At 66.3% G+C, this 25173-nt stretch carries 20 protein-coding genes; 13 read left to right on the forward strand and 7 right to left on the reverse strand.

The window, feature by feature from the left end; translation table 11 throughout:
- Positions 1–19: 19 nt before the first annotated feature.
- Positions 20–2068, reverse strand: a complete 2049-nt coding sequence (locus PX52LOC_RS09420) for a YgiQ family radical SAM protein (RefSeq protein WP_149109859.1) — start codon at positions 2066–2068, stop codon at positions 20–22.
- A gap of 22 nt (positions 2069–2090) precedes the next feature.
- Positions 2091–3944: a glycoside hydrolase family 15 protein gene (locus tag PX52LOC_RS09425; RefSeq protein WP_149109860.1), complete on the reverse strand. Its 1854-nt coding sequence runs from the start codon at positions 3942–3944 to the stop codon at positions 2091–2093.
- A 154-nt stretch (positions 3945–4098) separates the two neighbouring features.
- Here PX52LOC_RS09425 and PX52LOC_RS09430 point away from each other — a divergent pair, with 154 nt between their 5' ends.
- The gene (locus PX52LOC_RS09430) at positions 4099–4827 is read left to right on the forward strand and encodes a lipoate--protein ligase family protein (RefSeq protein ID WP_149109861.1); all 729 of its coding nucleotides are present in this window, start codon (positions 4099–4101) and stop codon (positions 4825–4827) included.
- Positions 4828–5046: 219 nt separating this feature from the next.
- A complete protein-coding gene (locus PX52LOC_RS09435; RefSeq protein WP_261368407.1) occupies positions 5047–7536 on the forward strand; it encodes a tetratricopeptide repeat protein in 2490 nt (829 codons plus the stop codon).
- A gap of 10 nt (positions 7537–7546) precedes the next feature.
- On the opposite strand, the gene PX52LOC_RS09440 is transcribed toward PX52LOC_RS09435, so the two are convergent.
- Positions 7547–9145 (reverse strand): alkaline phosphatase D family protein, encoded by a 1599-nt coding sequence (locus PX52LOC_RS09440; protein ID WP_149109863.1) that lies wholly within the window; start codon positions 9143–9145, stop codon positions 7547–7549.
- A gap of 248 nt (positions 9146–9393) precedes the next feature.
- Between PX52LOC_RS09440 and PX52LOC_RS09445 the strand changes: the two genes are divergently transcribed.
- Together PX52LOC_RS09445 and PX52LOC_RS09450 are read left to right on the forward strand one after the other, a co-directional pair.
- Positions 9394–9858: a YbhB/YbcL family Raf kinase inhibitor-like protein gene (locus tag PX52LOC_RS09445; RefSeq protein ID WP_149109864.1), complete on the forward strand. Its 465-nt coding sequence runs from the start codon at positions 9394–9396 to the stop codon at positions 9856–9858.
- Positions 9859–9874: 16 nt separating this feature from the next.
- Complete coding sequence (locus PX52LOC_RS09450) at positions 9875–10222, forward strand: phosphotyrosine protein phosphatase (RefSeq protein ID WP_149109865.1); 348 nt, start codon at positions 9875–9877, stop codon at positions 10220–10222.
- Here the strand turns inward: PX52LOC_RS09450 and PX52LOC_RS09455 are convergent.
- Complete coding sequence (locus PX52LOC_RS09455) at positions 10217–11437, reverse strand: DUF58 domain-containing protein (protein WP_149109866.1); 1221 nt, start codon at positions 11435–11437, stop codon at positions 10217–10219. The genes PX52LOC_RS09450 and PX52LOC_RS09455 overlap by 6 nt on opposite strands.
- A gap of 20 nt (positions 11438–11457) precedes the next feature.
- Entirely contained in the window at positions 11458–12417 is a 960-nt protein-coding gene (locus tag PX52LOC_RS09460) for an AAA family ATPase (RefSeq protein WP_149109867.1), read from the reverse strand.
- A 116-nt stretch (positions 12418–12533) separates the two neighbouring features.
- Here PX52LOC_RS09460 and PX52LOC_RS09465 point away from each other — a divergent pair, with 116 nt between their 5' ends.
- Together PX52LOC_RS09465 and PX52LOC_RS09470 are read left to right on the forward strand one after the other, a co-directional pair.
- Positions 12534–13616, forward strand: coding sequence for an AI-2E family transporter (locus tag PX52LOC_RS09465; protein WP_168218888.1), 1083 nt, complete (start codon positions 12534–12536; stop codon positions 13614–13616).
- Complete coding sequence (locus tag PX52LOC_RS09470) at positions 13613–14209, forward strand: hypothetical protein (RefSeq protein ID WP_149109869.1); 597 nt, start codon at positions 13613–13615, stop codon at positions 14207–14209. Before PX52LOC_RS09465 ends, PX52LOC_RS09470 begins: the two co-directional genes overlap by 4 nt.
- Positions 14210–14299: 90 nt before the next feature.
- Here PX52LOC_RS09470 and PX52LOC_RS09475 read toward each other — a convergent pair whose 3' ends face one another.
- The gene (locus tag PX52LOC_RS09475) at positions 14300–15757 is read right to left on the reverse strand and encodes a 30S ribosomal protein S1 (RefSeq protein ID WP_149109870.1); all 1458 of its coding nucleotides are present in this window, start codon (positions 15755–15757) and stop codon (positions 14300–14302) included.
- A 112-nt stretch (positions 15758–15869) separates the two neighbouring features.
- On the opposite strand from PX52LOC_RS09475, the gene PX52LOC_RS09480 reads away from it, so the two are divergent.
- The 5 genes from PX52LOC_RS09480 to eboE are packed head-to-tail and all read left to right on the forward strand — an operon-like array spanning position 15870 to position 22500.
- Entirely contained in the window at positions 15870–16862 is a 993-nt protein-coding gene (locus PX52LOC_RS09480; protein ID WP_149109871.1) for a lysylphosphatidylglycerol synthase transmembrane domain-containing protein, read from the forward strand.
- A gap of 28 nt (positions 16863–16890) precedes the next feature.
- Positions 16891–17856, forward strand: coding sequence for a glycosyltransferase family 2 protein (locus PX52LOC_RS09485; protein WP_178132544.1), 966 nt, complete (start codon positions 16891–16893; stop codon positions 17854–17856).
- A complete protein-coding gene (locus PX52LOC_RS09490) occupies positions 17853–19370 on the forward strand; it encodes a hypothetical protein (RefSeq protein WP_149109872.1) in 1518 nt (505 codons plus the stop codon). Before PX52LOC_RS09485 ends, PX52LOC_RS09490 begins: the two co-directional genes overlap by 4 nt.
- A gap of 23 nt (positions 19371–19393) precedes the next feature.
- The gene (locus tag PX52LOC_RS09495) at positions 19394–21316 is read left to right on the forward strand and encodes a sigma 54-interacting transcriptional regulator (RefSeq protein WP_149109873.1); all 1923 of its coding nucleotides are present in this window, start codon (positions 19394–19396) and stop codon (positions 21314–21316) included.
- A 20-nt stretch (positions 21317–21336) separates the two neighbouring features.
- On the forward strand, positions 21337–22500 hold the full coding sequence (eboE, locus tag PX52LOC_RS09500; protein ID WP_149109874.1) for a metabolite traffic protein EboE: 1164 nt from the start codon (positions 21337–21339) through the stop codon (positions 22498–22500).
- 12 nt (positions 22501–22512) lie between these two features.
- Here eboE and PX52LOC_RS09505 read toward each other — a convergent pair whose 3' ends face one another.
- Positions 22513–23478: an EamA family transporter gene (locus PX52LOC_RS09505; protein ID WP_168218889.1), complete on the reverse strand. Its 966-nt coding sequence runs from the start codon at positions 23476–23478 to the stop codon at positions 22513–22515.
- A 249-nt stretch (positions 23479–23727) separates the two neighbouring features.
- On the opposite strand from PX52LOC_RS09505, the gene PX52LOC_RS09510 reads away from it, so the two are divergent.
- Positions 23728–24930, forward strand: coding sequence for an MFS transporter (locus PX52LOC_RS09510; protein WP_168218890.1), 1203 nt, complete (start codon positions 23728–23730; stop codon positions 24928–24930).
- Between the two features lie 25 nt (positions 24931–24955).
- Positions 24956–25171, forward strand: a complete 216-nt coding sequence (locus PX52LOC_RS09515; RefSeq protein ID WP_149109876.1) for a DUF542 domain-containing protein — start codon at positions 24956–24958, stop codon at positions 25169–25171.
- Positions 25172–25173: the final 2 nt, after the last annotated feature.

A 25173-nucleotide genomic window follows, 5' to 3' on the forward strand; every position in this document is an offset into this window, starting at 1 on the left:
TCGAGGCGTGGGGGCCGGACTACTTCTTCCGCTTGTCCGGCCGCCGCTGCTGCGTCTTTCGGCCGGGTCGGTAGCCCGTCGGCTTCGGCGGCTCCGCTCCCCGCTCGCCGGGCTTCTCGCCCTTGGCCGGGTTGGCGACGGAGTGGTAGTGGTCCCCTCGGACGGCCTCGTTAGCCTGCTTGCGGCGCTTCTCCAACGCCTCCCTCGGGGGTTGGGCGGGGATGAGTCCGTCGCACCCGCCGATCAGGTCGGCCCGGCCGGCTTCGATCAGCGCTTCGCGGACGGTGAAGTAGTTGTCCGGCTTGAAGAACTGCATCAGGGCGCGTTGCATCTTGCGGTCGTTCAGACCGCGTTTGATCTCGACCGGCTTCTTGGTGAACGGATCAATGCCGGTGTAGTAAAGACAGGTCGCGATGTCGAACGGGGCGGGGATGAAGTCCTGCACCTGGTCGGGGCGGTAGCCGTTGCGCTTCAGGTACAGGGCCAGGTCGATCATCTCGGCGACCGTGCTGCCGGGGTGGCTGGCGATGAAGTACGGCACGAGCTGTTGCTTTGGCTTGCCCGCCGCGGCCGAGGCTTCATGGAACTGCTCGGCGAAGACGCCGAAGTTGTCGATGCTCGGCTTCTTCATCAACTCCAGCACCGTTGGGCTGGTGTGCTCCGGGGCAACCTTCAGTCGGCCGCCGACGTGGTGGGCGGCCAACTCCTTCACGTACTTCGGCGAGAGTTGCGCCAGGTCCATGCGGATGCCGGACGCGACGAACACCTTACGGATGCCCGGCGTCTCGCGGACCTTCTTCATCAGTTGAATCGTCGGCTCGTGGTCGGTGCCGAGCAGCTTGCAGATGCCGGGGTGGATGCACGACAGCCGCTTGCACTTCGCTTCCACCTCGGGCCGGGTGCAGCGCATCTTGTACATGTTCGCCGTCGCCCCGCCGATGTCACTGACGACGCCCTTGAAGTCCGGGTCGGCCGCGATCTTCTCGGCTTCCTTCAGGATCGACTCTTGGGAACGATTCTGGATGATCCGCCCCTGGTGGGCCGTGATGCTGCAAAACGTGCAGCCGCCGAAGCAGCCGCGCATGATCGTGACCGAGTCTTTAATCATCTCGTGGGCGGGGATCGGCTCGGTGTAACTCGGGTGCGGCCGGCGGGTGAACGGCAGGTCGTAGTAGCGGTCCATCTGGTCTTGCGACAGCGGCAGGCACGGCGGGTTCTGCACGACGGCCTGCCGGTCGTGGAACTGCACCAAGGTGGCCGCGTTGAACGGATTCGTGTTGTGGTGGATCAGGCGCGTGGCTTCCGCGAACGCGAACTTGTCCGATTTGACCTCTTCGCAGGAGGGGATGAGTGTGTGGGCAAAGCCCAGGGTCGGCCGACCCTGGGCTTTGAACTCGTCGCTCTCCTTCGCCCCCATCACGTAGGCAACGCCGCGCAGGTCGCGCAAGTCCTTCACCGTCTGGCCGGCTTGCAACCGCTTCGCGATCTCGACGATGCTGACTTCGCCCATGCCGTAGGCGACGAGGTCGGCCTTGCTGTCGAGTAGGATCGATCGCTTGACCGTGTCGGACCAGTAATCGTAATGGGCGAGCCGCCGTAACGATGCCTCGACGCCGCCGGCAATCACCGGCACGCCAGGGAAGGCCTCGCGACACCGCTGCGAGTAAACCAGCGTCGCGCGATCCGGCCGCAACCCGATGCGGCCGCCGGGCGAGTAGGCGTCATCGTTGCGGACCTTCTTGTTGGCGGTGTAGTGGTTAATGAGCGAGTCCATGTTCCCCGCGCTGACGGCGAAGAACAACCGCGGCCGGCCGAACTGTCGCCACGCCTCGCAGTTCGTCCACTGCGGTTGGCTGAGGATCGCCACGCGGAACCCGGCCTGCTCCAACGCCCGGTGCAGAATCGCCATCGCGAAACTCGGGTGATCGACGTAGGCGTCGCCGGTGACGAACACCACGTCCACGGCGTCCCAGCCGCGGGCGTGCATTTCCGCGGCCGTCGTCGGCGCGAACGGGGCGGCGTAGCGATCCTGCCACATCGGAAGGGTCAGGCGTTTCGGAGGTGTCATGGGGTGATTATACAGCGTCAAATCAGCCGGTGCCCCCGTAGCCGCGGCTGTTTAGTGCCCGATCGAGGTTGAAGGCCGCCGAGATCAGGCCCAGGTGGGTAAACGCCTGAGGGAAGTTGCCGAGGGCTTCGCCACTCGCCCCGGTCTGCTCGGCGTACAGGCCGAGGTGATTCGCGTACCCCAGCATTTGCTCGAATCGCAGCCGAGCCTCGGCGAGCAACTTCGCGTCCGTTTTCCCGGCACGGGTGAGGGCTTCGATCAGCCAGAACGAGCACATATTGAACGTGCCCTCCGTGCCGTGCAAGCCGTCCGGGGCGAGGGCCGGGTCGTAGCGGTAGATCAGCCCGTCGGCCGCCAATCCGCCTTGCGGGAGCGGCGTTCGAATTGCGTCGAGCGTGCTCAGCATCCGCGGGTCGTTCGGGGCGGTGAAGAACACCAGCGGCAGGAGCAAAAGCGAGGCGTCCAGGGCGTCCGACCCGTAACTCTGCACGAACGCCTTGCGGTCCTTGTGCCAGCCCTTGTCCATCACCTCTTCGAGAATGGCGTCGCGGGCCGCGATCCACTTGGCACGATCTGCCGGGAACGACCGCTTGTCGGCCAGTCGCAGCCCGCGGTCGAGTGCGACCCAGCAGAGCACCCGCGAGTAGACGAAGTTCCGTCGCCCGCCGCGAACCTCCCAGATCCCCTCGTCCTGTCGTTGCCAGTTGCCCGCGACCCAGTCGATCATGCCGCGTAGCCGCAGCCACTCGTCGTAGTTGATCGGCGAGGCGTACTTGTTGTAGAGGTAGACGGCGTCCATCAGTTCGCCGTACACGTCGAGTTGCAACTGCCCGTGCGCGCCGTTGCCGATGCGCACCGGCTTCGACCCGCGGTACCCGTCCAGGTGCGAGAGTTCAAACTCGTCCAAGTCGGCCCGGCCGTCGATGCCGTACATGAGTTGCAGTGGGCCGTCGCAGTGCGAGTCCGGGTTCCGCCAGCGGTCGCGGAGCCAGCCTTTGAACTGAACCGCTTCCTCGGTGAACCCGATCCGTAGCAGCGCGTAGATCGTGAAGGCCGCGTCGCGAATCCAGGTGTAGCGGTAGTCCCAGTTCCGCACGCCGCCGATCCCTTCGGGAAGGCTCGTCGTCACGGCCGCGACGATCGCCCCGGTCGGCTCGTAGGTCAGCAGCTTGAGGGCGAGCGCGGACCGATAAACTTGGTCGCGCCACCGGCCGGTGTAGGTGCACCTCTTCAACCACCGCTGCCAGTAATCGACCGTCCGCTGGAAGAGGGCCGCCGACCCCACGGGCGTCGGGCAGCCGTCCCCTTTCTTCCCGGGCGGTTGGTACTGGAGCACGAACGTCCGTTCCTCACCGGCCTTCAGGGTGAAGTCACCGAAGGCCCCTTGTCCGTCGATTCGCAACGGTTCGGGCGAGGAGAGTACGAGGTCCATGCCCGGCCCGACGAACCGGATGCCGCAGTCGTCTTCCAAGGTGGCGTGCGTGAACCGAGCGTAGTCGAACGCCGGCCGGCATTCCACTTGAATGGGCAGTTCGCCGGTGACGACGTGGACGCGGCGGATAACTTGGTGTTCACACGAATCGCCCGGCACGGGCACCGGCATGAAGTCGATGAGTTCGAGTATTCCGTTCGGGTGCAAGAACCGCGTGACGAGTACGTTCGTGTCCGGCCAGTAGAACTGCTTGTACCGGCCGCCGTCCAACCGCGGGGCGATGCGGAATCGGCCGCCCTTCGCGTCGTCGAGGATGGCCCCGAACACGCTCGGCGAATCGAACCGCGGCAGGCACAGCCAGTCGATCGACCCGTCCAGCCCGATGAGGGCCGCGGACCGCATGTTGCCGATGATGCCGTAGTTCTCGATGGGTTGATAGCCCACAGTTTCACTCTCGAAGGGTTAGCAGCCTTCTCATCGGGTCGCCACGATCGAAACGGCTGTTTCAGTCTTCGGAGGCGGCAATTTTCGTGCCTCAATGGCGGCCGACGGCCGGCGGGGTAAAATGACCCGACAACAACCAACGAAGGACGTGGGAATGACGTTGACCCTCCGCCGCCTCCCGCTTGTCACCGCGGCCGGTCCGGATCAGATGGCCCTCGACGAAGCGATGCTGGAATCGGCCGCGGATCGGAACGTCGCGTCGTTCCGGTTCTACCGCTGGTCGGAACCGACACTGAGTCTGGGTTACTTTCAACCCGCTGAAGTTCGATTGCCGGGGTTGGCGTGGGTCCGGCGGGCGTCGGGCGGGGCGGCCATCCTGCACCACCACCCGCACGAACTCACGTACTCGTTCGCTCTGCCCGCGAGTGCGGTCGGACCGCTCCGCGGTGAGAACTGGATTTGCCGTGTCCACCACTTGCTCCGCGACTTCTTGCACACCCGCGGCATCCCAGCCCACGCTGTCGTCTGCGGCGAGGAGAAGAAGCTCGGCGACGGCCTGTGCTTCCTGCACCACACGCCGGGCGATCTGGTGATCGGCGGCTCGAAGGTCGTCGGCAGTGCGCAGCGGAAACTGCGCGGCGCGTTGCTCCAGCACGGCACGATCCTGCTCAGCCAGAGTCCGCTCACGCCGCAACTGCCCGGCATCGCGGAGTTGGCGAAGCCGGTCCCGGCGGACGAGGTGATGCCCGGGTTCGCCAACGCGATGCAGTCGGGATTGGGCTGGAATTGGACTGAGGGGCAATGGACGGAAGAAGAGAGGGCGGCCGCATCGCGAATCGCGGCCGAGAAGTATCGCTCGGCGGAGTGGAACCACCGACGGTAGGCCCGGGAAATCGGATAACGCCAGGAGGATCTTGATCCTACAATCGGCCGAGAGTCTTCCGTTGGCGGTGCCTTCTCCGGAACCGGGCCATGCTCACGATGGTGTTTACCGACCTGGTGAATTCAACCGCGGTGAAGGCCGCGCTCAGCGGGACTGATCTCAACGACCGCAACCGCCAGTACCTGAACGACATTCCCGCACCGCAAGCGCATCCTGACCCTGCGGGACCAGTTCCGCGGGAGGCTGGTCGATCAAATCGGCGACTCGTTTTTCCTCGCCTTCGCGTCCGTCGTGGACGCGGCCCACTTTGCGGTCGGCGTGCAGAAATCCCACCTTGATGAGCCGATCGTCACGCCCCTCGGCCGCGTCCAAGTGCGGGTGGGCCTCCACACCGGCGAACCCCTCGCGGACGCCGACGGGTCCGGGCGGTTGGTCGGCCAGGAAGTCGATTACGGTGCCCGGCTGACGGCCCTGGCCGAAGGCGATCAGATTCTCCTGTCGAACGCCACGAGTGCGTTGCTCGAACAGGCGATGCTCGACAAGGCGCACTCGCACGCCCACGGCCACCGCGACCTCAAGGGCATCGGTCGTGTGCCGATCTTCGAATTGCTCTTCGAAGGAAAAACGCCCCAACCCCTTCGCGAATCCGCGGCCTCCCCGCACAACCTCCCGCCCCGGCCGCCGCGGGTCACCGGCCGCGACGAGTTGCTCCTCGAATTGCGCGAGCGCCTCCACGCGGGCGGGGTGACCGTTCTGATGGGCGAGGGCGGCATGGGGAAGACCACGTTGGTTCTGGCCGCCGCCCACGACACGCACCAGGCCGGCGACGCCCCAGGTGGGGTCTGTTGGATCAACTGCGAAACCAAACCCGACCTCGCCGAGTGCCTGCGGCAAGCGGCCGAGGTGTTCTTCGGCGAGCGGGCCGAAACGGAACCCCTCGCGGCGTTGATCCCGCGCGTGTCGGCCCACCTTCTTGGCCGCCGCCCAATCTTGATCCTGGACAACTTCGAGACGGTTGCGGCGGACGTCGAACTCCGACGCTGGCTCTCGACGGTGCGGCCGCCGGCCCGCGTCGTCGTCACGACCCGCGAGGTTCCCGCGGGGTTGGCGGGCCGGGTGGTGCCCGTTCACGAACTCGCCCGCGACGACGCCGTGCGGTTGTTCCAGACCCGGGTGGCCGAGGCCGGCGTGGCGGACGCGCTCGACGAGTGCCTCGTGCACCAACTCTGTGCCGCCGTGGGGGACCACCCGCTGAGCGTCGACTTACTCGCGGCCTGCGCGGCCCGCACGCCGGTGCAGCGGTTGTACGATCAGTTGCAAAAGGGGTTGACGGTCCTCGACGCCCGAAACGATCCGAACCGGCCCGACCGCCACCAGAGTGCGCGGGCGGGCGTGACCGGGTCGGTCGCCGAACTCTCGCCGGCCGCGGCCCAACTGCTGTGGACCGTCAGCGTGCTGCCGACCGGGTTCGGCCCGGACGTGTTGGCGGCCGTCACCCGGGCGGATGAATTCGACGACGCGGCGGAAGAACTCGTGGCCGTCTCGTTGTGGCGGTTCCGCGGTCAACTCTACACCCTCCACCCGCTCATCCGCCAGTACGCTTACGAACAACTCCGTGCGAAGGGCGGCGCGGCCGCCGCCGAGTTGCAGGCGGCCCGCGGGATGGCCGCGTGCCTCGCGGCCCAGGAAGCCAACGTCCGCCCCGGCCCGCGGTTCAGCGAGCGGTCCCGGTTGTACCTCACGTGGTGTGCCGACCAACTTCCGAACATTGTGGCCGCCGCCGAGTTCGCCGAACGGCACGACGACTGGGTGCTGATCCCGCAGTTGGCCCAGGGCATGGAATTCTTCTGGAACACGCGGGGCCACTGGCCGGTCGCCGCCACGCTGGGCGAAAAGAGTCTGGAGGCCGCCCGGCGGCTAGTCGACCCGACCCTGGAAGCCTTCGGACACGATTACCTCGGGTTCGTGTACCGCCACGTCGGCCGCGACGAAGAGGCCGTCCGCAGCTTCCAGCGGGCACTCGCCGTGTACGACGCCCACCCCACAGCGGCGGCTCAGCGCCCCTTGACCCACGCCCGGTTGGGCAAGGAATTGACGGTCCTGGCCCGGTACGACGAAGCGAACCAGTACATCCGCCGGGCGGTCGAAGGGTACCGGGCGGCCGGCGACCGCAACGGGGAAGCGACGGCGTTGGTCTACCTGGGGCAGAACACGAAGTTTCAGAAAGATTGGTCGGCGGCAATCGCCCTCTTCCACGAGTCGATCGCCCTCGCTCGGGAATTGGGGAACTTGCCGTTGGAACGAGAGATCCGATATCAACTCGGCGACACGCTCATTCAACTCGGCCGGTACGACGAGGCCGGGCCGCACCTCGAAGCCAGCGCCGAACAGGCCCGCACACTCGGGAACGAGGACGCCGAGGGGAAGGCCGTCAGCGGTCTGGGCACGATCGCCCTCCGCCGGGGACAGTTCGGACTGGCCCGTGAGTACCTTCAGCGGGCGATCAGTATTCACCGGCGAACGGGCTTCCGCAACCGCGAGGGGCGGGCCTTGCGCCGAATGGCCGAGCTCGAACTCGCCGCCGGCGACCGACCCGCGGCGTTAGAACTCGCCCGGCAGTCGGTCGCCGTCCTGCGTGAAGTCGAGGCCCCGGAAGCGCGGGCGAAGTCCGAAGCGTTCCTCCGGGAACTTCTGGCCGGGCAACCGTAAGGCCCGTCCGTTACGCCGGTTTCACGAGCGGCGAGCCGGCTTCCACCACGAACGACTTCCGCGTCACTACCGGGCTGCCAACCTTCGTCACGTCTTCCACGGCGACGTAATCACTCTTCCAGACGCCGTCCGTCACTTCGCACCGCACGTAGCCGCGCTCGCGGTTGTGGTATTTCACGCACGGGTTGGCGGCCAACAGTTCGTCCACGCCCTTTGGCACCGCGATGCCCTTGCCGCCGCTGGTGATGCTGGTGCCGACGAACTCCGCGGCCACCACCGGCGTGTCGGCCTTACGGTCGTCCACTCGCAGTTCGTTCACCCAATTGCTGTGGATGTCGCCGGTCAGCACCACCGGGTTCGGCACGCGGCGGGTGGCGATGAACTCCATCAGCTTCATCCGCTCGTAAGCCGCGCCGGGCCACTGGTCCATCGAGTAGACCGGCGGTGCGTCCTTCACCGGGCGGCCGACCATGCCCATCATCACCTGTTGGGCGATCACGTTCCAGGTCGTGGTCGTGGTGATGAGCGACGCCTCCAGCCAGCCGCGCTGCTTCGCCCCCATGAGTGTGTTGTGCGGGTCGAGGGCGGCGTCGTTCAGCGGCTTGCCGCCGTCGCCGTTGGGCTGGTCGGTGCGGTACTGCCGCGTGTCGAGGATGAGGAACTCCGCGAGCCGGCCGTAAGATGCCCGGCGGTAGAGCGTCATGTCCGGCCCTTTCGGTACCGACCGCGGGCGGAGCGGCATCATTTCGTAGTACGCCTGGTAGGCGTTCGCCCGCTGGTGCAGGAACTCGATCGGGTCCACGCCCTTCTTCTCGGAGATGTCGCTGGCGTAGTTGTTGTCGAACTCGTGGTCGTCCCACGTCACGAACCACGGGCACTTCGCGTGCATGGCGTGCAGGTGCGCGTCGCCGCGGTACTGGGAATGGCGGACGCGGTACTCGTCGAGCGACTTGATCTTCGCCTTCTCCGGGCCGCAGTGCTTGCGGACGAGTTTGTCCTTGCCGGGGTACTCGTAGATGTAATCGCCGAGGTGGACGACGAGGTCGAGGTCGTCCTTCACCATCTGCTCGTAAGCGGTGAAGTACCCCTGTTCGAAGTGCTGGCACGAGGCGAACGCGAAGCGGAGCTTCTCGGGCATCACGTCCGCGGCGGGCAGGGTGCGCGTGCGGCCGACCGGACTGACGGCGTCGCCGGCCTTGAAGCGGTACCAGTACCAGCGGTCCGGCTTCAGCCCGGCCACGACCGCCCGAACCGAGTGGGCCAACTGCGGCGTCGCAACCGCCGTTCCGCTGGCAACGACCTTCTTCATCGCGTCGTCCTCGGCGACCTCCCACGCCACGGCGACCGTTTCGGGCTTCATGCCGCCGTCGCCGTCGAGCGGCTTCGGGGCGAGCCGCGTCCACAGCACCACGCTCGTCGCGTCGGGGTCGCCGGACGCCACGCCGAGGGTGAACGGGTTGTCGGCGAAGGCGATTTTGCGATCCGCCGCCTCACTGCGGGCGGCGATGGTCGGGATGGCGGTAAGGGCGGCCCCGTAGGCGAGGAACAACCGGCGGGTGAGGCCGCCTTCGGAACGGACGGCTTCGGGAATGCGCGTCAGATCGAGCATGGAGAAACCTGCGATGAGGAAGAGCGGAATGCGGTATCGAAAGTGTACCAACCGCCCGTTCAACGACCGGCGAAGTTCCGGTGAAGAGTGCAAGTGCGAATGGTGGTGCGCGGAGTGTGCCTACGTACTCCGGCCCATGCTCATAAAGTCGTTTGTCTTTTCCCCGGTCGCCGACTATGATGGCTGCACCACACTCGCTCGCGTGTGGGGGTCCTATCGCCCAACATTTCTCCGTTGGAGGGCGCTTCATGTCGATCTCTTTGGTCAGTCCAGCGTTTGCAGAAGGACAAAAAATTCCGCGACATTTTACCGGCGACGGTATGGACGTTTCGCCGCCGCTCCGCTGGAGTGACCCGCCGCAAGGGACGAAAAGCTTCACCGTCGTTTGCAACGACCCGGACGCCCCGCGCGGCAACTGGGTCCACTGGGTGCTGTACGACCTGCCCCGCGTGACCCGCGATTTGCCCGAGAACCTGCCCCCAGACCCGGATCTGAACGACGGCAGCCACCACGGCACGAACGACTTCGGCTACGTCGGCTACGGCGGCCCCGCCCCGCCGCGCGGCAAGCCGCACCGCTACTCCTTTCACGTTTACGCGCTGGACACCGACGAACTCGGCCTGTCGTCCGGCGCGACAAAGGATCAAGTGCTCAGTGCGATGAAGGGACACGTCCTGGAAGAAGGCGAACTCGTCGCGGTCTACGCGCGGTAATTGAAAGAGCGATTTCATGGCCAAAGTTCGGCGGCGGGTGTTGTTCGTCTGCGAGGGCAATTTGCACCGCAGCCCAACCGTCGAGCGACTGTACTCTGCAATACCGGGAATTGATGCCCGCTCGGCAGGATTGTCAGACCTTGCACGGGTCCAAGTCAACGACGAACTGCTGTTCTGGGCCGATGTGATATTCGTGATGGAACGGCGGCTTCGCCAAGTACTCAAGCGGCGGTTCACGGTATCGCTGGAGGGCAAGGAACTCGTTTGTTTGAACGTGCCCGACGACTTCCAGCGGGACGAACCAAAGTTGATCGACGTGTTGGTCGAGCGATTGACACCACATCTCGGACCACCGGCGTTATAAACTTCCTGGCCGGACATCGAGATTGGGCGGCGTGTACCATGCCATCGGCGTGCCGGGGTCGGCCGTCACGAACGGTACCCCGGTCTGCTGGCGGAGTTCGGCCGCCAGGGGGCTGTTCGGCCGGGAGCTGATGAGGATACGGGCACAGCGGTTACTGCGCCGTCGCAGGCCGTCGGCGGGAATCTGCGACGTATCGGTCGTCGGTTCGGCTTCCGCCAGGAGCGTCAGCGCCAACCGGCCGAATCCTTCCGTCGCGCGGCCGCTTCGGCACTCCGACGACCCCGCGACCACGAGAGTTGCTTCCGGCGTTTCTTCGCCGTGGCACCACGACCAGAACACCGACGCGGCCAACTGAAACGTCGCCTCCACCACGTCTTGGTCCGCGGCCGTGGGGTTCGCTGGCACCCACGGCTCGACCACCATCAGCAAGTCCAGCGGCTCGGTGCTGTCGTACTCGCGGACCATCAACTCGCCTTGCCGGGCCGTCGTCCGCCAGTGGATGTCCCGCGGCGAGTCGCCCGGCCGGTAGCCGCGGACGCCGCGGACGTCGGCCGCCTGAATCGCGTGCCGGCGGACGGGGCGGCGGCTGAAGTTGTCGCCCGCGCCGATTCGGATCAGCCACCGCCGCAGCATCGGCCCGTCAACGTGGCCCAACGTCGGCAGCACGACCAGCGTGTCCGGCGGTTCGGACGGCACGGTGTAGTTAATGAGGCCGAAAGGGTAGCCGGCGATCACGAACATCGGCGACGTGGGGTATCGGCCGCGCCGGGGCGGCCGAATCGCGGCCAGCACCGTCCGACTCTCGCCCGGGGCCAGCACCGGCACAAAGACTTCCACGCGGTGCGCGTCGGACGTTTCCAGTATCGTCACCGACCCGTTGCGGCTCGCGGTGTTCGTGACGGTCACCATCCGCGCGGCCTCCGCGCCGGCGAAGGCGGGTTCGCTCCTGGCCCGCTGGATTCGCACGCGGTACGCCGACCGCCGGGCCAGCCACATGTTCACCGCCAACAGGACGAGCATGAAGTAGCCGAGGAGGATCAGCAGATTGATGAGCTTGTACGACCCGGCGAACAGCATTGCCAGTGCCGCGACGGCCCACAGCACCCCCTCGCGGGTGGGCCTGAAGTTGAGCGCGGAGTGCGGAGCGCGGAGTGCGGAATTAACGGCATCCGAACTCGCCGGCGACGCGGCCTGATCTTGGTTTTCACTCCGCATTCCGAACCCCGCATTCCGCGCTAGACTCGCACCTTTGTCTTCGCCAGGATGTCCTTGATGATCGGCGTGGCGTCGTCGCGGCCGCCCTGGTCCCAGGCTTTCGTCATGATGCGGTGGGCGAGGACCGGGATCGCGAGTTCCTTCACGTCGTCCGGGCGGACGTGGTCGCGGCCGCTGACCTTCGCCAGCGATTGGCAGGCCCGGTAGAAGGCGAGTGCGCCACGGGTGCTGGAGCCGAGTTTGATGTCCGGGTGCGACCGCGTCGCGGTGATGATGTCCAGCAGGTATTCCGTCACCGGCTCCGACACCGTGACGCTGCGGGTCGAGTGTTGCAGCGCCACCACGTCGGTCGGCGTTAGCACGGCCCCGAGGGTTTCCACCGGCTCGCCGACGCGGTGCTGCACCAGGATGTCCCGCTCGGCGGCGCGTTCCGGGTAGCCGATCTTCAGGCGGATCAGGAAGCGGTCGAGTTGGCTCTCCGGCAGTGGGTAGGTGCCCTCGTATTCGTACGGGTTCTGCGTCGCCAGCACCAGGAACGGCGGGCCGAGCTTGAACGTGTCGCGGTCCACGGTGACTTGCCGCTCGCTCATCGCTTCCAGCAGAGCCGACTGCGTCCGCGGGGTGGCCCGGTTGATTTCGTCGGCCAGCACGATCTGCGACATCAGCGGGCCGGGGTGGAACGTGAACGTGCCGTCCTTCTGGTTGAAGATGTTCGTGCCGATCAGGTCGCCCGGCAGCAAGTCCGGCGTGGCCTGGATGCGGTGGAACGAGCAGCCGAGACTGAGGGCGAGGGCCTTCGCGAGCAGCGTCTTCCCGACGCCGGGCACGTCTTCGAGCAGGAGGTGGCCTTCCGCCAACAACGCCACGAGTGCCAGCCGCGTGACCTCCGGCTTGCCGAGGAAGACCGTGGAGACGTTGTCCCGCAGCTTGGCGAGCAGGGCGGCCAATTCCTCGGTCGAGCGGGCTGGCGGTGCGGTCATACGGTCGGGTACCCCGGTAGATTGAGACAGATGTTGTAGGACCGATGGCGGGTTGGGGTAACGCCGGTACGCGAATTGCGGCGGGTTCCGTGCCAATCCTTCCGCCCGGAGAACCAATGACACCCGCCCCTCCGTCCGACTGGCCGCGTGCGATCGCCCTGGCAACCCTGACGGCCTTGGCCGTCTACACTTGTTACCTCATTACCGTCCCGTTCCTGCCGGGGCTGTCGTGGGCCGTGGCTCTGGCGGTGGTCACCCTGCCCGTTCACCGCCGTCTGAAGCGGGCGTTGGGCAGCGACAACTGGGCGGCCGGGCTGACGACCGCGCTCGTCGTCCTGGTGATCGGCGTTCCCATTGCGCTGATGGCGTACCGGCTGACCCAAGAAGTGATGGCGGCGGCTCAGTTGGTCCAGAAGGCGGCGGCCGACGATGGGTGGCGGCCGTACGCGGCAAAGGTGCCCTATTTCGGCGAGCCACTGTCTCAACTCCGGCCCGAGGAGATCGAGGGCCAACTCCGGACCCTGGCCCAACAATTCGGCGGCCACACGTTCGGCGTGGCCGGCGGCGTGGGGGCGGCGATCGTGCAAATTCTCGTGGCCGCGTTCGTGCTGTTTTTCTGTTTCCGCGACCGCCATCACTTGCTGAACGAAGTGCGGCGACTGATCCCGTTGAACACCGCCACGGCGGACAAGATCATCGACCGGGCCGTCGATGCCGTCTACGCGACGCTGTACGGCACGATCCTGGCCGGGGTGATTCAGGGCGTGACGGGCGGCCTACTGTTCTGGGCCGTCGGCCTGCCGGGGGCGATCGTCTGGGGCGTCATCATGTTCCTCCTCGGCATCCTGCCGTTCCTGGGGGCGTTCCTGGTCTGGGTGCCGGCGGCTGCCTACCTGGCCACTCACGATCAATGGGGCGAGGCGGTCGCGTTGGTGGTGTGGGGTCTCGTCATGGCGGGGCCGGTTTCGAACTACGTGTACGCCTACTTCGCCGGCGACCGCATGAAAATCCACCCCGTGCCGGCCCTGATCGCCTTCATCGGCGGGCTGGCTGTTTTCGGCGTATCCGGAATCGTGCTCGGCCCTTGCGTCCTTGTTGTGACTGTCGCCCTGCTCGACGTTTGGCGGCACCGCAGCATCGACGGCACATCGCTTGCTGATTCAACCCGTGTTCTAACTCCCTCAGGAGCCCCAACATGATTTACGCTCACAGCGAACTTCCACCGCGTCAGAGGAGTGCCCGCAACGACCCCTCGATGCGAGACGGCGATTCCGGCCACGGCAACCCCGGTGATTCGGCCGGCGACCTGTTCGAAGTCGATTCCGACACCGACATCGGTGACTCGAACGAGTTCGAGCCGCAAGTCGATGAGGACGAAGGGCTGTCCGGCGTGAACCGCGAGACCCTCCGTGAGTTTCGCGAGTTGCGGGAAGAGGTGGCCGACAACAACCTCTACTCCGAGGACGAGGCCGTCGATGCGACGATTTTGAGTCAGGAGCGGGAAGCGCTCGGCGACACGCGGGAAGATGACGGCGGTGTGGTGCAACCGACGTTGTCGGCCGACCATCCGCCACAAGCCGAGCCTGCGGCGAAAGTTTCCGCTCCGCTCGAAGGCTATGAGTCGCTAACGGTGAAGGCGATCACGGAACGGGCACGGGACATGCAGCCAAATGAAGTGGCGAAGCTGTTGGAGTTCGAAAAAGCCAACCGCAACCGCAAGACGCTGGTGACGCAGTTGGAGCGCATCGCCAACGGTCGCGTGCGACCACAGCGCGAGGCGGTGGCGGAGTAAGGCCGCTCCCGCAATGAGTTGGATGCGAAGCGGGGCTGGGTGAATTGTCCACCCGCCCCGCTTCTTGCTTTTACTTTTGGCGAATTCGCATCAACCCATCTCGAACCGCACGGTGCCGCCACCGGTGCCGCCGCGGAGGTTGCCGGTCGGCTTGCGGTTGGCCATGCGGGCCGCGGCTTCCGCCTTGTCGGCTTCTTCTTCGGCCGTCAGGGCGGCGTCCTCCGCCGCTTCCTTCTCGGCCGTCATCGCCTTCAACGACAACCCGATCCGCCGCTGCTCGGTGTCGATGTTGATGATTTGAACCGTGACTTCCTGGCCCTCGCTCAGGATGTCCCGCACGCGGCCCACACGACCCGTCGAGAGTTCGGAGATGTGAATCAGCCCTTCGATGCCGGGGGCGATCTCAACGAACGCGCCGAAGTCGGCGAGTCGCGTCACCTTGCCGGGGATGCGGGCGCCGGGGCGGTTCTCCGCGGCGAACGTGTCCCACGGGTTCGTGCCCATCGCCCGCAGGCTCAGGCCGATGCGACGTTGTTCCGGGTCGAGGCGGATCACCTTCACTTCTACCAACTGGCCGACCTTCACCACTTCCTCGGCCGTGCCGACGCGGGAGTAGCTGAGTTCGCCGATCGGGATAAGGCCGTCGGCCGCACCGAGGTCCACGAATGCGCCGAACGGCTTGATCGACTTGACGAGGCCCTTGTGGATGTCGCCTTCCTTGATCGTCGCCCAGAACTCGCCGGCCTTCCGCTCGCGCTCCGCTTCCTGGATCACGCGACGGCTGACGATCAGGTTCCGCTCGCTCGGTTCGAGTTCAATCACCTGCACCTTGAGCTTCTGGTTGACCAGCGTTTCCGGCTGCTCGATGCGGTACATGTCGGCCTGGCTGAGCGGCATGAACCCGCGGATGCCGTTGACCTCGACGGTGTACCCGGTCGAGTTCTTGTTCATGCCGGTGACCTTCGCCTCGATCACCATGTTCAGCTTGACGGCCGACCAGTCGGTGACCTGCTTCGCGGCCCCTTCCTTCGTGAGCACGAGCAGGCCGTTGGCCGAGTCGTAGTGGTCCACGAGGAACTCGATCTCGTCGCCGACGTTCGGTCGTTTGCCCTCGAACTCGTCGAGCGAGATCATCCCCTCGCTGCGGCCGCCGGGGATTTCGATGAACACGTCCTTGCCGTGGATGCTAACGACGCGGCCCTTCTTGCGGCCGTTCTCGCCCTTCGCGCCTTGCGGCTTGTCGGCATCCATCGCCTTGATGTCGGTGCCGGCGAAGGCGGCGGCCATCTCGGACTCAATGTCCAGGTCGAGGGCACGCTTGTTCGGCTTGAACTCGCCGAAAGTGCGGGGCATCGCGTCGGGCTGCGGCTTCGCCTTCGGCGGTCCGCCGCGCTGCCACTTGTCCGGGACCGGCTTGCCGCCCGGCCGCGGCGCACCGGGCTTCGGCGGCCCACCAGCGTTCGCAACAGGAGTAACGGCGGGCGTGGGCGCGGCCGGGGCGGCGGGCGTTTCGGGCTTGGGGGCGTCGGGAGTGGTTTCGGTGGACATCGGGTTGCTCCTACAAGCGGCCGCAGTCGCGCAGGCCAGACTGATAAGTTAGTGTGCCAGCCGGGAACGACAATGGAGGGCGGCGCTTCGCGAGTTCCTACAATCTCCTCCTATGTCGTCATCCCGCAAGCGGCTAAGGCTGGTCGCGCAAGCCGTCATCGCCGTCGCCATCCTCGTCGCGGTCGGTCGGTACTTCTGGAAGTTGCTCGACGATCAATCGCTGAGTACCGTGTCGTTCGGCGACCGCGGCTGGTACCTAGTGCCGGCCGGGTTGCTGTACCTGTGCGCCCACACCATCTGGGGCACCTACTGGTGGGAGTTGCTGCGATACCAGGGCGTGCGGGTGTCGTGGTTCGGCGGCGTGCGTGCGTACTTCGTCAGTCAGTTTGGGAAGTACGTGCCGGGCAAGGTGTGGGTGCTGGCCCTGCGGTGGGGGCAACTGCGGGCCGCGCCGGGGGTGTCCTGGCAATTGATCCTTCTCACCGGGGCCTACGAGACGCTCGTCAACATGGCGGCCGGGGCAATGCTCGCGGCGGTGTTCATCACGGCGACCGGCGTCGGCGGGGAGTACGCCTCCGGGCAGTGGTGGGTCATCGCCGGCATCGCCGCCCTGCCGGTCGGATTGTTCCTGTTAGTCCGATTGGCCAACCGCGTGACGCGGATGCGGAAGGGGCCGGATGCGCAAGCCGTCGCGAACACCCCGTTGTGGTTATTGCTCGTCGGACTCTTGCAGGCCGGCGTTGGGTGGTGTCTGTTGGGGATAAGCCTCCGATTGACGGCCCTGGCGGTTGTGCCGGGGTTTCCGGCGAGCTACCCCGCCGACCTGGCGAGCGTGACGGCGTCCTACGTGGTCGGCTTCGTCATCATCGTGGCCCCCGGCGGGCTGGGGCCGCGTGAGTACGTGCTGGTGAAGTGCCTGGAGCCGCGGCTGCTGGACGTGGTCGAGAACCCCGGCGGGCAAGCCGTGGTGATCGCGCTCCTGCTGCGGCTGGTCTGGACGGGGTTCGAGGTGGCACTGGCGGGCGGGCTGTATTTGACCAGTAAGCTGCGGCGGCAGCCGGCGGTATCACCTTCTTTAGAACCCGGTGCGAAAGCGGCGGGGTGAAGGTGTTCAGAGGGTTCGCGGAGACATCATGACACGACCGGCCCCCATCCCGGATTTGCTCTCACTGGTGATCCCGGTTTACAACGAGAAAGACAGCCTTCTGACGCTACTCGCCGAGATCGACGGGGCCGTCCGCGGGGCCGGGCTGACGAACGTCGAAATCCTGTTCATCGACGACGGCAGCCGCGACGGCTCGTGGGAGATGGTCCAACAACTCGCGGCCCAGGATACCCGCGTCCACGGCGTCCGCTTCCGGCGGAACTTCGGCAAAGCGGCGGCGCTCAACATCGGCCTGCGGCGGGCGGCCGGCGACGTGGTCATGACCCTCGACGCCGACCTGCAAGACGACCCGAAGGAAATCCCCCGCTTCATGCAGGCGGTGAAGAGTGGCACCGACGTGGTGAGCGGTTATAAGAAGGTCCGCCACGACCCGTGGCACAAGGTCTTCCCGAGCCGCGTGTTCAACTGGATGGTGTCGAAGCTCACCGGCGTGAAGCTGCACGACCACAACTGCGGCTTCAAGGCGTACCGCGGCGAGGTCATCCGCGAAGTCCGACTGTACGGCGACCTGCACCGCTACGTGCCGGTACTGGCCCACGAAGCGGGGTTCACCGTCGGTGAACTCGTCATCAACCACCGGCCGCGGAAGTTCGGGCACTCGAAATTCGGGGCGCGGCGGTTCCTGAAGGGCTTCCTCGACCTGATTTCCGTCTGGTTCCGCACGACCTTCGGCTACCGCCCGATGCACGCTTTCGGCACGCTCGCGGTGTTGCTCGGTTCCGTCGGGATCGCCCTCCATCTCTTGCTGACGTTCGTGCCGGTGGGTAACACAATCTCGAACCTGTTCGGCCTGCTGCCCGTACTGTGCTTGGTGTTCGCGGCACAGTCGGTGTTCACGGGGTTGCTGGCCGAGTACGTCCTCGCCCGTTCGACGCCGGATGACCCGTACCGCGTGGCCGAGATGACCCTCGACCCGACGCAAAGAACGAAATGAATTCCGTACCCGACCCCGCCGCCCTCCGCCGGTCGATCTACCTCATCCTCACCTGGGTCGCCGTGGCCATCGCAGCGGCGAAGGTAGTCGGCGTTGAACTCGTCGTCGAGCCGAGCCGATTTCAGCCGCCGCCGGGCACGTTCGGCAGCGACCGCCCGGCGAACTTCATCCCCGCGAAGGCGTGGCCGGCCGAACGACCGGAACCGACGCCGCTGCTGAGTTCCAACGACCGCTCGCGGTGGGCGACCGTGCGGGCACTGGTGGACGACGGCACGTTCGTCATCGGCCGGCGGCAGAGTCCGAACGCGAAGGCGCCGCCGTTCCCGGACCACGGCATCATCTTCGAAGGCGGGTGGGAAGCGGTCGACAAGGTGATGGACCCGCACACGGGGCAGTTCTACTCGACGAAGCCGCCGCTGTTCCCGGTGATGATGGCCGCCGAATACTGGGTGCTGAAGCACACGCTCGGGTGGCAGTTCAACCGCGACAAGTGGCCGATCGTGGTGACGATCCTGCTGACCGTGAACGTGCTGCCGTTCGCCGTCTACCTGATCCTGCTCGCCCGCCTGATCGAACAGTACGGCACGTCCGACTTCGCGAAGGTGTTCACGTTCGCGGCCGCGGCGTTCGGCACGTTCGTGACGACGTTCGCAGTCACGCTGAACAACCACACGCCGGCGATCTTCTGCGTGCTGTTCGCGCTCTACCCGCTTTTGCGCAAACGGCCGCCGGGTTCGAGCGAATCACCGGCAGACCTGTTCTTCAGTGGGTTCTTCGCCGGCCTGACCGCGACGTTCGAACTGCCCGCCGCCGCGTTCACGGCCGGGTTAGCGCTACCGCTGCTGATCGCCCGGCCGAAGGCGACGCTGACGTGGTTCCTGCCCGGCGTCCTGGTGCCACTCGTGGCGCTGCTGGCCTGCATGTACGCGGCGATGGGATCGTTCCTACCGGCCTATGGGGAGTTCGGCGGGCCGTGGTATAAGTTCCCCGGCAGCCACTGGAACAAACTCGACGACCCGAACTCGCGTGGCATCGACTTCAACAAGCAAGGCACGCCCATCTACGCCTTCAACCTACTGCTCGGCCACCACGGTTGGTTCAGCCTAACGCCGGTGTGGGTGCTGGGGCTGGTCGGGTTGGCGATGTCGGCGAAGTGGAACGAAGTCCGCCGCGTCTTCGCGAAACCAACCGACGCCGTCTGGAATCCGAGGCTGCTCGCGGCGATGACGTTGGCGATCTCGGCCGTGGTGTTCGCGTTCTACCTGATGCAGACGAAGAGCTACAACTACGGCGGCAACACCGCCGCCGCCCGGTGGTTGATCTGGCTCACGCCGCTGTGGCTGTTCGGCCTACTGGCCGGCGCGGAGCGGGTCGCGAACTCGAAGGTCGGCCGGGGAATCGCGGCAGGGTTGTTAGGCTTCTCCGTGCTGTCGGTATTCTACCCGGCGTGGAATCCGTGGCGATCGCCCTGGCTGTTGCAGTTGGCCGAAGTGTTGGACTGGGTCCACTACTGACCATTGACTGAGGCCCGAACGAAATGGCGGACGCTGCTTCCGGTTATCTCGTCGCCCGCCTCGACGGAAGTTACGGCGACGTCCACCCGTTGGCCGCCGAGGCCCGGTACACGCTCGGCCGCGCGCCGACTAACCGCATCCCGCTCCGCGACGACATGTGCAGCCGCGAGCACGCCGAGGTCTACTGGTTCAACAACGCCTGGCACGTCCGCGACCTGAAGAGCCTGAACGGGACGTTCGTCAACGAGGAGAAGTTGGCCCGCGAGCGGAAGTTGCACGCCGAGGATCAGGTCCGCTTCGGCAACAGCCGCTTCCTCTTCCTGCACGACCTGACCGACCTGCCGACGCACCAGCCGGACCCGGGGCCGGTCACGGACATCACGATCAAGACTCGGCTCGACGACACGAAGTACATCTCACCGAAGAAGTCGGTCGGCCTGGCCCCGACGGCTGAGTTTCCCGCCAAAGCCCGGCACGTCTCGCAGGACGAGGCCGTCGCCCTGCTTTTCCGCCTCGCCACCGACACCGCGACCGCCGCGACGCCGACCGAGTTGGCGGAGATGGCCCTGAACACCCTCTTCCACGGCACGACGGCCGAAGTCGCCGCCGTCCTGGCCGTGCCCGGCGGCCGCGATTCGGAACTGATCGCTTACCGCACCCGCAACGCGAGCCAGAAGACTTACCACAAGGTGTCGAGTTTCGTCAGCCATGAGGTCGCAAAGACGCAGCAGGCGGTGCTGGCTGAAGACGTGGCCGCCGAGAAGAAGCTGAAGGACCGCGACAGTGTCAGCGAACTGAAGGCCGCGAGCCTCATCTGCGCCCCCGTCGCGGCCGACGACGAGTTGCTCGGCCTCATCCACATCTACAGCACCACGGCCAGCCGCCGGCTGAACGCGGACGACCTGGAACTGACGCTCGCTATCGCCCGGCAGGTCGGCATCGCGTGGCAACGGCTCCGGCGCGAGGCCGGATTGACCGCCGAGGTCAAGGCGCTCAAGGACCGTTTCCACCTCGAAAGCGGACTCGTCGGCGGGAGCGGCGGCATCAAGGCTATCGAAACGCAAGTCGCTCGCGTCGCGCCGACGAAGGCGACCGTCCTCATCCGCGGCGAGAGCGGCGTCGGCAAGGAACTCGTCGCCCGTGCCGTGCACCAGTCGGGGCCGCGAAAGAGCGGCGCGTTCGTCTGCCTCAACTGTGCCGCCCTCACCGAAACGCTGCTGGAGAGTGAACTCTTCGGCCACGAGAAGGGATCGTTCACCGGCGCGACGGAACGTCTCATCGGCAAGTTCGAGTCGGCCGACGGCGGCACGATCTTCCTCGACGAGATCGGCGAGATGACCCTCGGCACGCAGGCGAAGCTCTTGCGCGTCCTCGAAGGCCAGCCGTTCGAGCGGGTCGGCGGCAACACGCCGATTCACGTGGACGTGCGCGTGGTCGCCGCCACGAACCGGCCGCTGGAAGACGCCGTGCGGGAGGGCACCTTCCGCAAGGACTTGTTCTTCCGCCTTCAGGTGGTGCAGATCGACGTGCCGCCGCTCCGCGACCGGCCGGACGACATCCCGCCGCTGGCCCTGCACTTCTTCCAGTACTACACGCGGGAAACCGGCCGCCGGCTGAAGGGTTTCTCCCCGGCCTCGATGAAGAAGCTGACCGCCTACCACTGGCCCGGCAACGTCCGCGAACTCCGGAACGCCATCGAGCGGGCCGTCGTCCTGTGCGGCGGGTCAACACTTGAGGATAGTGACATCTGGCTGTCACCCCTGGAGACCGGCCCGCGCGAGAGCACGGACGTGTACTCGCCGAAGACGCTGGACGAGGTCGAGAAGCGGCACATTGAACAAACCCTGACCCACACCGGCTGGAACAAGTCGCAGTCGGCCGACATCCTTGGCATCGAGCGGTCCACCCTCGACCGCAAGATCAAGAGTTACGGGCTGAAGAAGTAATCCCGCACCAGGTTCCCACCATGACGCTCAGCCGCCTCCCCCTGGGGTATTGCACCAACGTCCACCCCGCCCAAACCGTGGCCGGCGTCGTCGAAGGGCTGGACCGCTTCACGGTCCCAGTCCAACGCCGCGTCGGCCGCCCGGTCGCCGCCGGCCTCTGGTTGGCCCGCCCCGTCGTCGATGAAATCCTCGCCACCCCGGACGGCATCACCCGCCTCGCGGCCGAACTCCAACGGCGAGGGCTGACCACCTACACGCTGAACGCCTTCCCCTACGGTGACTTCCACGCCGCGCGGGTGAAGGAACAAGTTTACCGACCCGACTGGACCACGCCGGAGCGAGAGGCGTACACGCTGCAATGTGCGGCCATCCTCGCAGGGTTACTGCCGGCCGGAGAAGATGGGTCCGTCTCGACTCTGCCCATCGGGTTCAAGGGGTTCAATCCCCCGCCCGATTTCACGGCCGCGGCTGAGCGACTGACGGCCGTGGCGGTCGGCCTCGCCCGGTTGAAGGACGAAACCGGCCGGGCAGTGCGAATCGCCATCGAGCCGGAACCGTTCTGCCTGCTAGAAACCACCGACGAAGCTGTGGCGTTCTTCGACAAACTCTGGCAGACGGCGGCCCATCGGGGTGCCGAAACCGCCGTGCGCGAGTACATCGGCCTGTGCTACGACGTTTGCCACCAGGCGGTGCTGTTCGAGGATCAGGCCACGTCGGTGCGGGCGCTGGATCGGACCGGCATCCGCATCAACAAGGTGCAGGTGAGTTGTGCGATTCACCTCGAGCGGCCGGGAGAAAATTCGGCCGGTCGGGATGCCCTGCGGAGGTATGTCGAACCCCGGTATCTCCACCAGACCTACGCGAAACTCGAGGACGGGCGGGTGGTGAAGGCCGTGGACTTGACCGAAGGCGTCCTGGCCAACCCTGGGGCGGAGTTCTTGGCCGCCGACGCCTGGCGGGTTCACTTCCACGTGCCCGTGAACGCCGACCGCCTGGGGCCGCTCGCCACCACGCGGCCCGACGTGAAGGCCGCCCTCGACGCCATCGCGGGGTTGAGTTACGCCCCGCACCTGGAAGTCGAGACGTACACCTGGGAGGTCATGCCGGGGGACGGCCCGCCCGACGTGGTGGCCGGGCTGACCGCGGAAATCGAGGCGACCCAACGCATCCTGACCCCGGCGTGAGCCCGGCCGCGGTTACGAATGCACCACCCGGCACACGACCTTGTCGGCCGGGGTGAGCGAAATTGCCGAATCCACTTCGGCCCGCTTCGCCACGGGCTTCTTCGGCCAGACAAGCAGCGCGACGCCGAGGATCACCAGAGCCGCGGCCACGCCGGTGCGACCGCTTAACGCCTCGCCGACCACGGCCCACCCGAGTAGGACGGCGACCACTGGGTTCACGAACGCATACGTCCCGACCAGCGCCGGCGACGTGACCGTGAGCAGCCAGTTGTACGCCGGCAGCGCCACCACCGCGGCGAGCATCAGGTAGAAGCACGCGGCGACCGACTGCCACGACACGGCCGCGAGGTTGATTCGCTCGCCTTCGCCGAGGGCCAGACCGACGACGACCATGATCGCGCCGCCCGTCAGCATTTGCATCCCGGAGTTGCGGACCGGCGACGCCGGTTTGTCCGAGTAGCGGGTGAACAGCGAACCGATCGCCCAGCCGACCGCCGCCACGAGGAGAACCGCGGCCCCGACCGGGTTAATGCCGCCGGGAGCCGACAGGGTCGCGACACCGACAAGACCCAAGCCGATGCCGGCGGCTTCCCGGAACTTCGGTCCCTTCCGCCCGCCGTACCCCCAGTCGAACAACAGCAGCCACGCCGGGAGGGTGGCGATGACCAGCGCCGCCACGCCGGACGGTACGGCTTGCTCGGCCCACGTCACGCCGCCGTTGCCGACCACGAACAGCAGGACCGAACCGATGGCCGCGTTCCGCCAGTGGCGACGGGGCGGGCGGGGCAAGCCGTTGCGGACGCCGATCGCGTACAGAATTGCCCCGGCGAGGAGGAAGCGGCAACCGGCCATGAGGAACGGCGGGATGGTGTCGATGGCCAGTCGGATGGCGAGGTAGGTCGATCCCCACAGCAGGTAGATTGTGGCGAACGCGAGCAGCAACTTGGTTCGCGACGGCTCCGACGATTGGCTTCCCATCTCACTTCCTGTCCGCACGAGTCTGATTCCGAAACCTACCACCCGACGGTCATTTTCTTTCATCGGGAGGGCAACGGACACCGTCACGGTGAAAAGGTTCAGGGGTACAGTCGCAAACTCACGACGCCGGCGAACTTGTAAGATTCCCTCGCCGCCGTGGTATTGAAACCTGGCGGGCGAATTGACCGAACCCTTCCGCCCACGGAGGTGTCGGGAAGGGGTATCAATCACCCCACCAAGGAGGTCGACGTGGGCGCGGAAGAGAGTCATCGGTTACGCGGCGGAAACACAACCTTCACCATCCTGATCGCCCTCAGCGTATCTCACCTTCTCAACGACACCATCCAATCGCTCATCGCGGCCGTCTACCCCGTCCTCAAGGACACCTACGCGCTCACGTTTACCCAGATCGGCCTCATTACGCTGGCGTTCCAACTAACGGCGTCGTTGCTCCAGCCGGTCGTCGGACTGTACACCGACCGCCGGCCACTGCCGTTCTCGCTGGCCGGCGGCATGGGGGTGACGCTCGCCGGGCTGTTGTTACTATCCGTGGCCGGCGACTTCCCGACCATCCTCCTTGCGGCCGCGCTGGTCGGCGTCGGCTCCGCGGTCTTCCACCCAGAGGCGTCGCGGGTAGCCCGGCTGGGGTCCGGTGGGCGGCACGGGTTCGCTCAATCGCTGTTCCAGGTCGGCGGGAATGCGGGATCGGCCCTCGGCCCGCTGTTGGCGGCGTACATCGTGGTCCCGCGCGGCCAGGGCAGCATCGCGTGGTTCTCGGTCGCGGCCGTGGCGGCGATGGTGATCCTCGTTCGCGTCGGCCTGTGGTATCGCGCGCATCTCGCCGAGCGAGTCACCCGAAAGGCCACCGACGCCGGCGAGCCAACCCTGTCGCGCGGCCGTGTGGCACTGTCGATCGGCATCCTGTTGTTGCTGATCTTCTCGAAGTACTTCTACCTCGCGAGCCTGACGAGTTACTTCACGTTCTACCTGATCGAGACGTTCAACGTGTCGGTGCAGACGGCTCAGATTCACCTGTTCGTGTTCCTCGGCTCAGTTGCCGTGGGCACGTTCGCGGGCGGGCCGGTCGGGGACCGGATCGGGTTTAAGGCCGTCATCTGGGGGTCGATCCTCGGCGTGCTGCCGTTCACGCTCGCCTTGCCCTACGCGAACCTGTTCTGGACGACGGTGCTGACCGTGCCGATCGGCCTGATCCTGGCGTCGGCGTTTTCGGCGATCATGGTCTACGCCCAGGAGTTGTTGCCCAGTCGCGTCGGCATGGTGGCGGGGCTGTTCTTCGGCTTCGCCTTCGGCATGGGCGGGTTGGGGGCGGCCGTCCTCGGCTACCTCGCCGACCAGACGAGTATCGGGTACGTGTACCACGTCTGCTCGTTCCTGCCGCTCATCGGCGTGTTGACCGCGTTCCTGCCGAACTTGCGGCGATCACCGAAGTGACCACGGCAGGCGGAAGGGCGACCCGATGACCGCGTGTACCCTCGACTCGTCCGTGGTGGATTGGGTGATCGACCACCCCGAGACGGGGGCGGTCTTCGAGACGTGGAGAATCGAGCAGTCGTGCGCCGGCAAGTCCCTCGATTACGCCTGCCGCGAACGGGGGATCGACCCCCGCCGCGTGCTGGCCGACTTGCACCGGGCCATCGCCGCGGCGGGCCGGCCGGGCGGAACAACGCCTTGACC

This window comes from Limnoglobus roseus, from assembly GCF_008254045.1.
Lineage (GTDB): Bacteria > Planctomycetota > Planctomycetia > Gemmatales > Gemmataceae > Limnoglobus > Limnoglobus roseus.

Coding starts and splice junctions, on each gene's coding strand:
- PX52LOC_RS09420 (WP_149109859.1), bottom strand. CDS start 2,068: ATGACACCTCCGAAACGCCTGACCCTTCCGATGTGGCAGGATCGCTAC.
- PX52LOC_RS09430 (WP_149109861.1), top strand. CDS start 4,099: ATGACGTTGACCCTCCGCCGCCTCCCGCTTGTCACCGCGGCCGGTCCG.
- PX52LOC_RS09440 (WP_149109863.1), bottom strand. CDS start 9,145: ATGCTCGATCTGACGCGCATTCCCGAAGCCGTCCGTTCCGAAGGCGGC.
- PX52LOC_RS09445 (WP_149109864.1), top strand. CDS start 9,394: ATGTCGATCTCTTTGGTCAGTCCAGCGTTTGCAGAAGGACAAAAAATT.
- PX52LOC_RS09450 (WP_149109865.1), top strand. CDS start 9,875: ATGGCCAAAGTTCGGCGGCGGGTGTTGTTCGTCTGCGAGGGCAATTTG.
- PX52LOC_RS09455 (WP_149109866.1), bottom strand. CDS start 11,437: ATGCGGAGTGAAAACCAAGATCAGGCCGCGTCGCCGGCGAGTTCGGAT.
- PX52LOC_RS09460 (WP_149109867.1), bottom strand. CDS start 12,417: ATGACCGCACCGCCAGCCCGCTCGACCGAGGAATTGGCCGCCCTGCTC.
- PX52LOC_RS09465 (WP_168218888.1), top strand. CDS start 12,534: ATGACACCCGCCCCTCCGTCCGACTGGCCGCGTGCGATCGCCCTGGCA.
- PX52LOC_RS09470 (WP_149109869.1), top strand. CDS start 13,613: ATGATTTACGCTCACAGCGAACTTCCACCGCGTCAGAGGAGTGCCCGC.
- PX52LOC_RS09475 (WP_149109870.1), bottom strand. CDS start 15,757: ATGTCCACCGAAACCACTCCCGACGCCCCCAAGCCCGAAACGCCCGCC.
- PX52LOC_RS09480 (WP_149109871.1), top strand. CDS start 15,870: ATGTCGTCATCCCGCAAGCGGCTAAGGCTGGTCGCGCAAGCCGTCATC.
- PX52LOC_RS09485 (WP_178132544.1), top strand. CDS start 16,891: ATGACACGACCGGCCCCCATCCCGGATTTGCTCTCACTGGTGATCCCG.
- PX52LOC_RS09490 (WP_149109872.1), top strand. CDS start 17,853: ATGAATTCCGTACCCGACCCCGCCGCCCTCCGCCGGTCGATCTACCTC.
- PX52LOC_RS09495 (WP_149109873.1), top strand. CDS start 19,394: ATGGCGGACGCTGCTTCCGGTTATCTCGTCGCCCGCCTCGACGGAAGT.
- eboE (WP_149109874.1), top strand. CDS start 21,337: ATGACGCTCAGCCGCCTCCCCCTGGGGTATTGCACCAACGTCCACCCC.
- PX52LOC_RS09505 (WP_168218889.1), bottom strand. CDS start 23,478: ATGGGAAGCCAATCGTCGGAGCCGTCGCGAACCAAGTTGCTGCTCGCG.
- PX52LOC_RS09515 (WP_149109876.1), top strand. CDS start 24,956: ATGACCGCGTGTACCCTCGACTCGTCCGTGGTGGATTGGGTGATCGAC.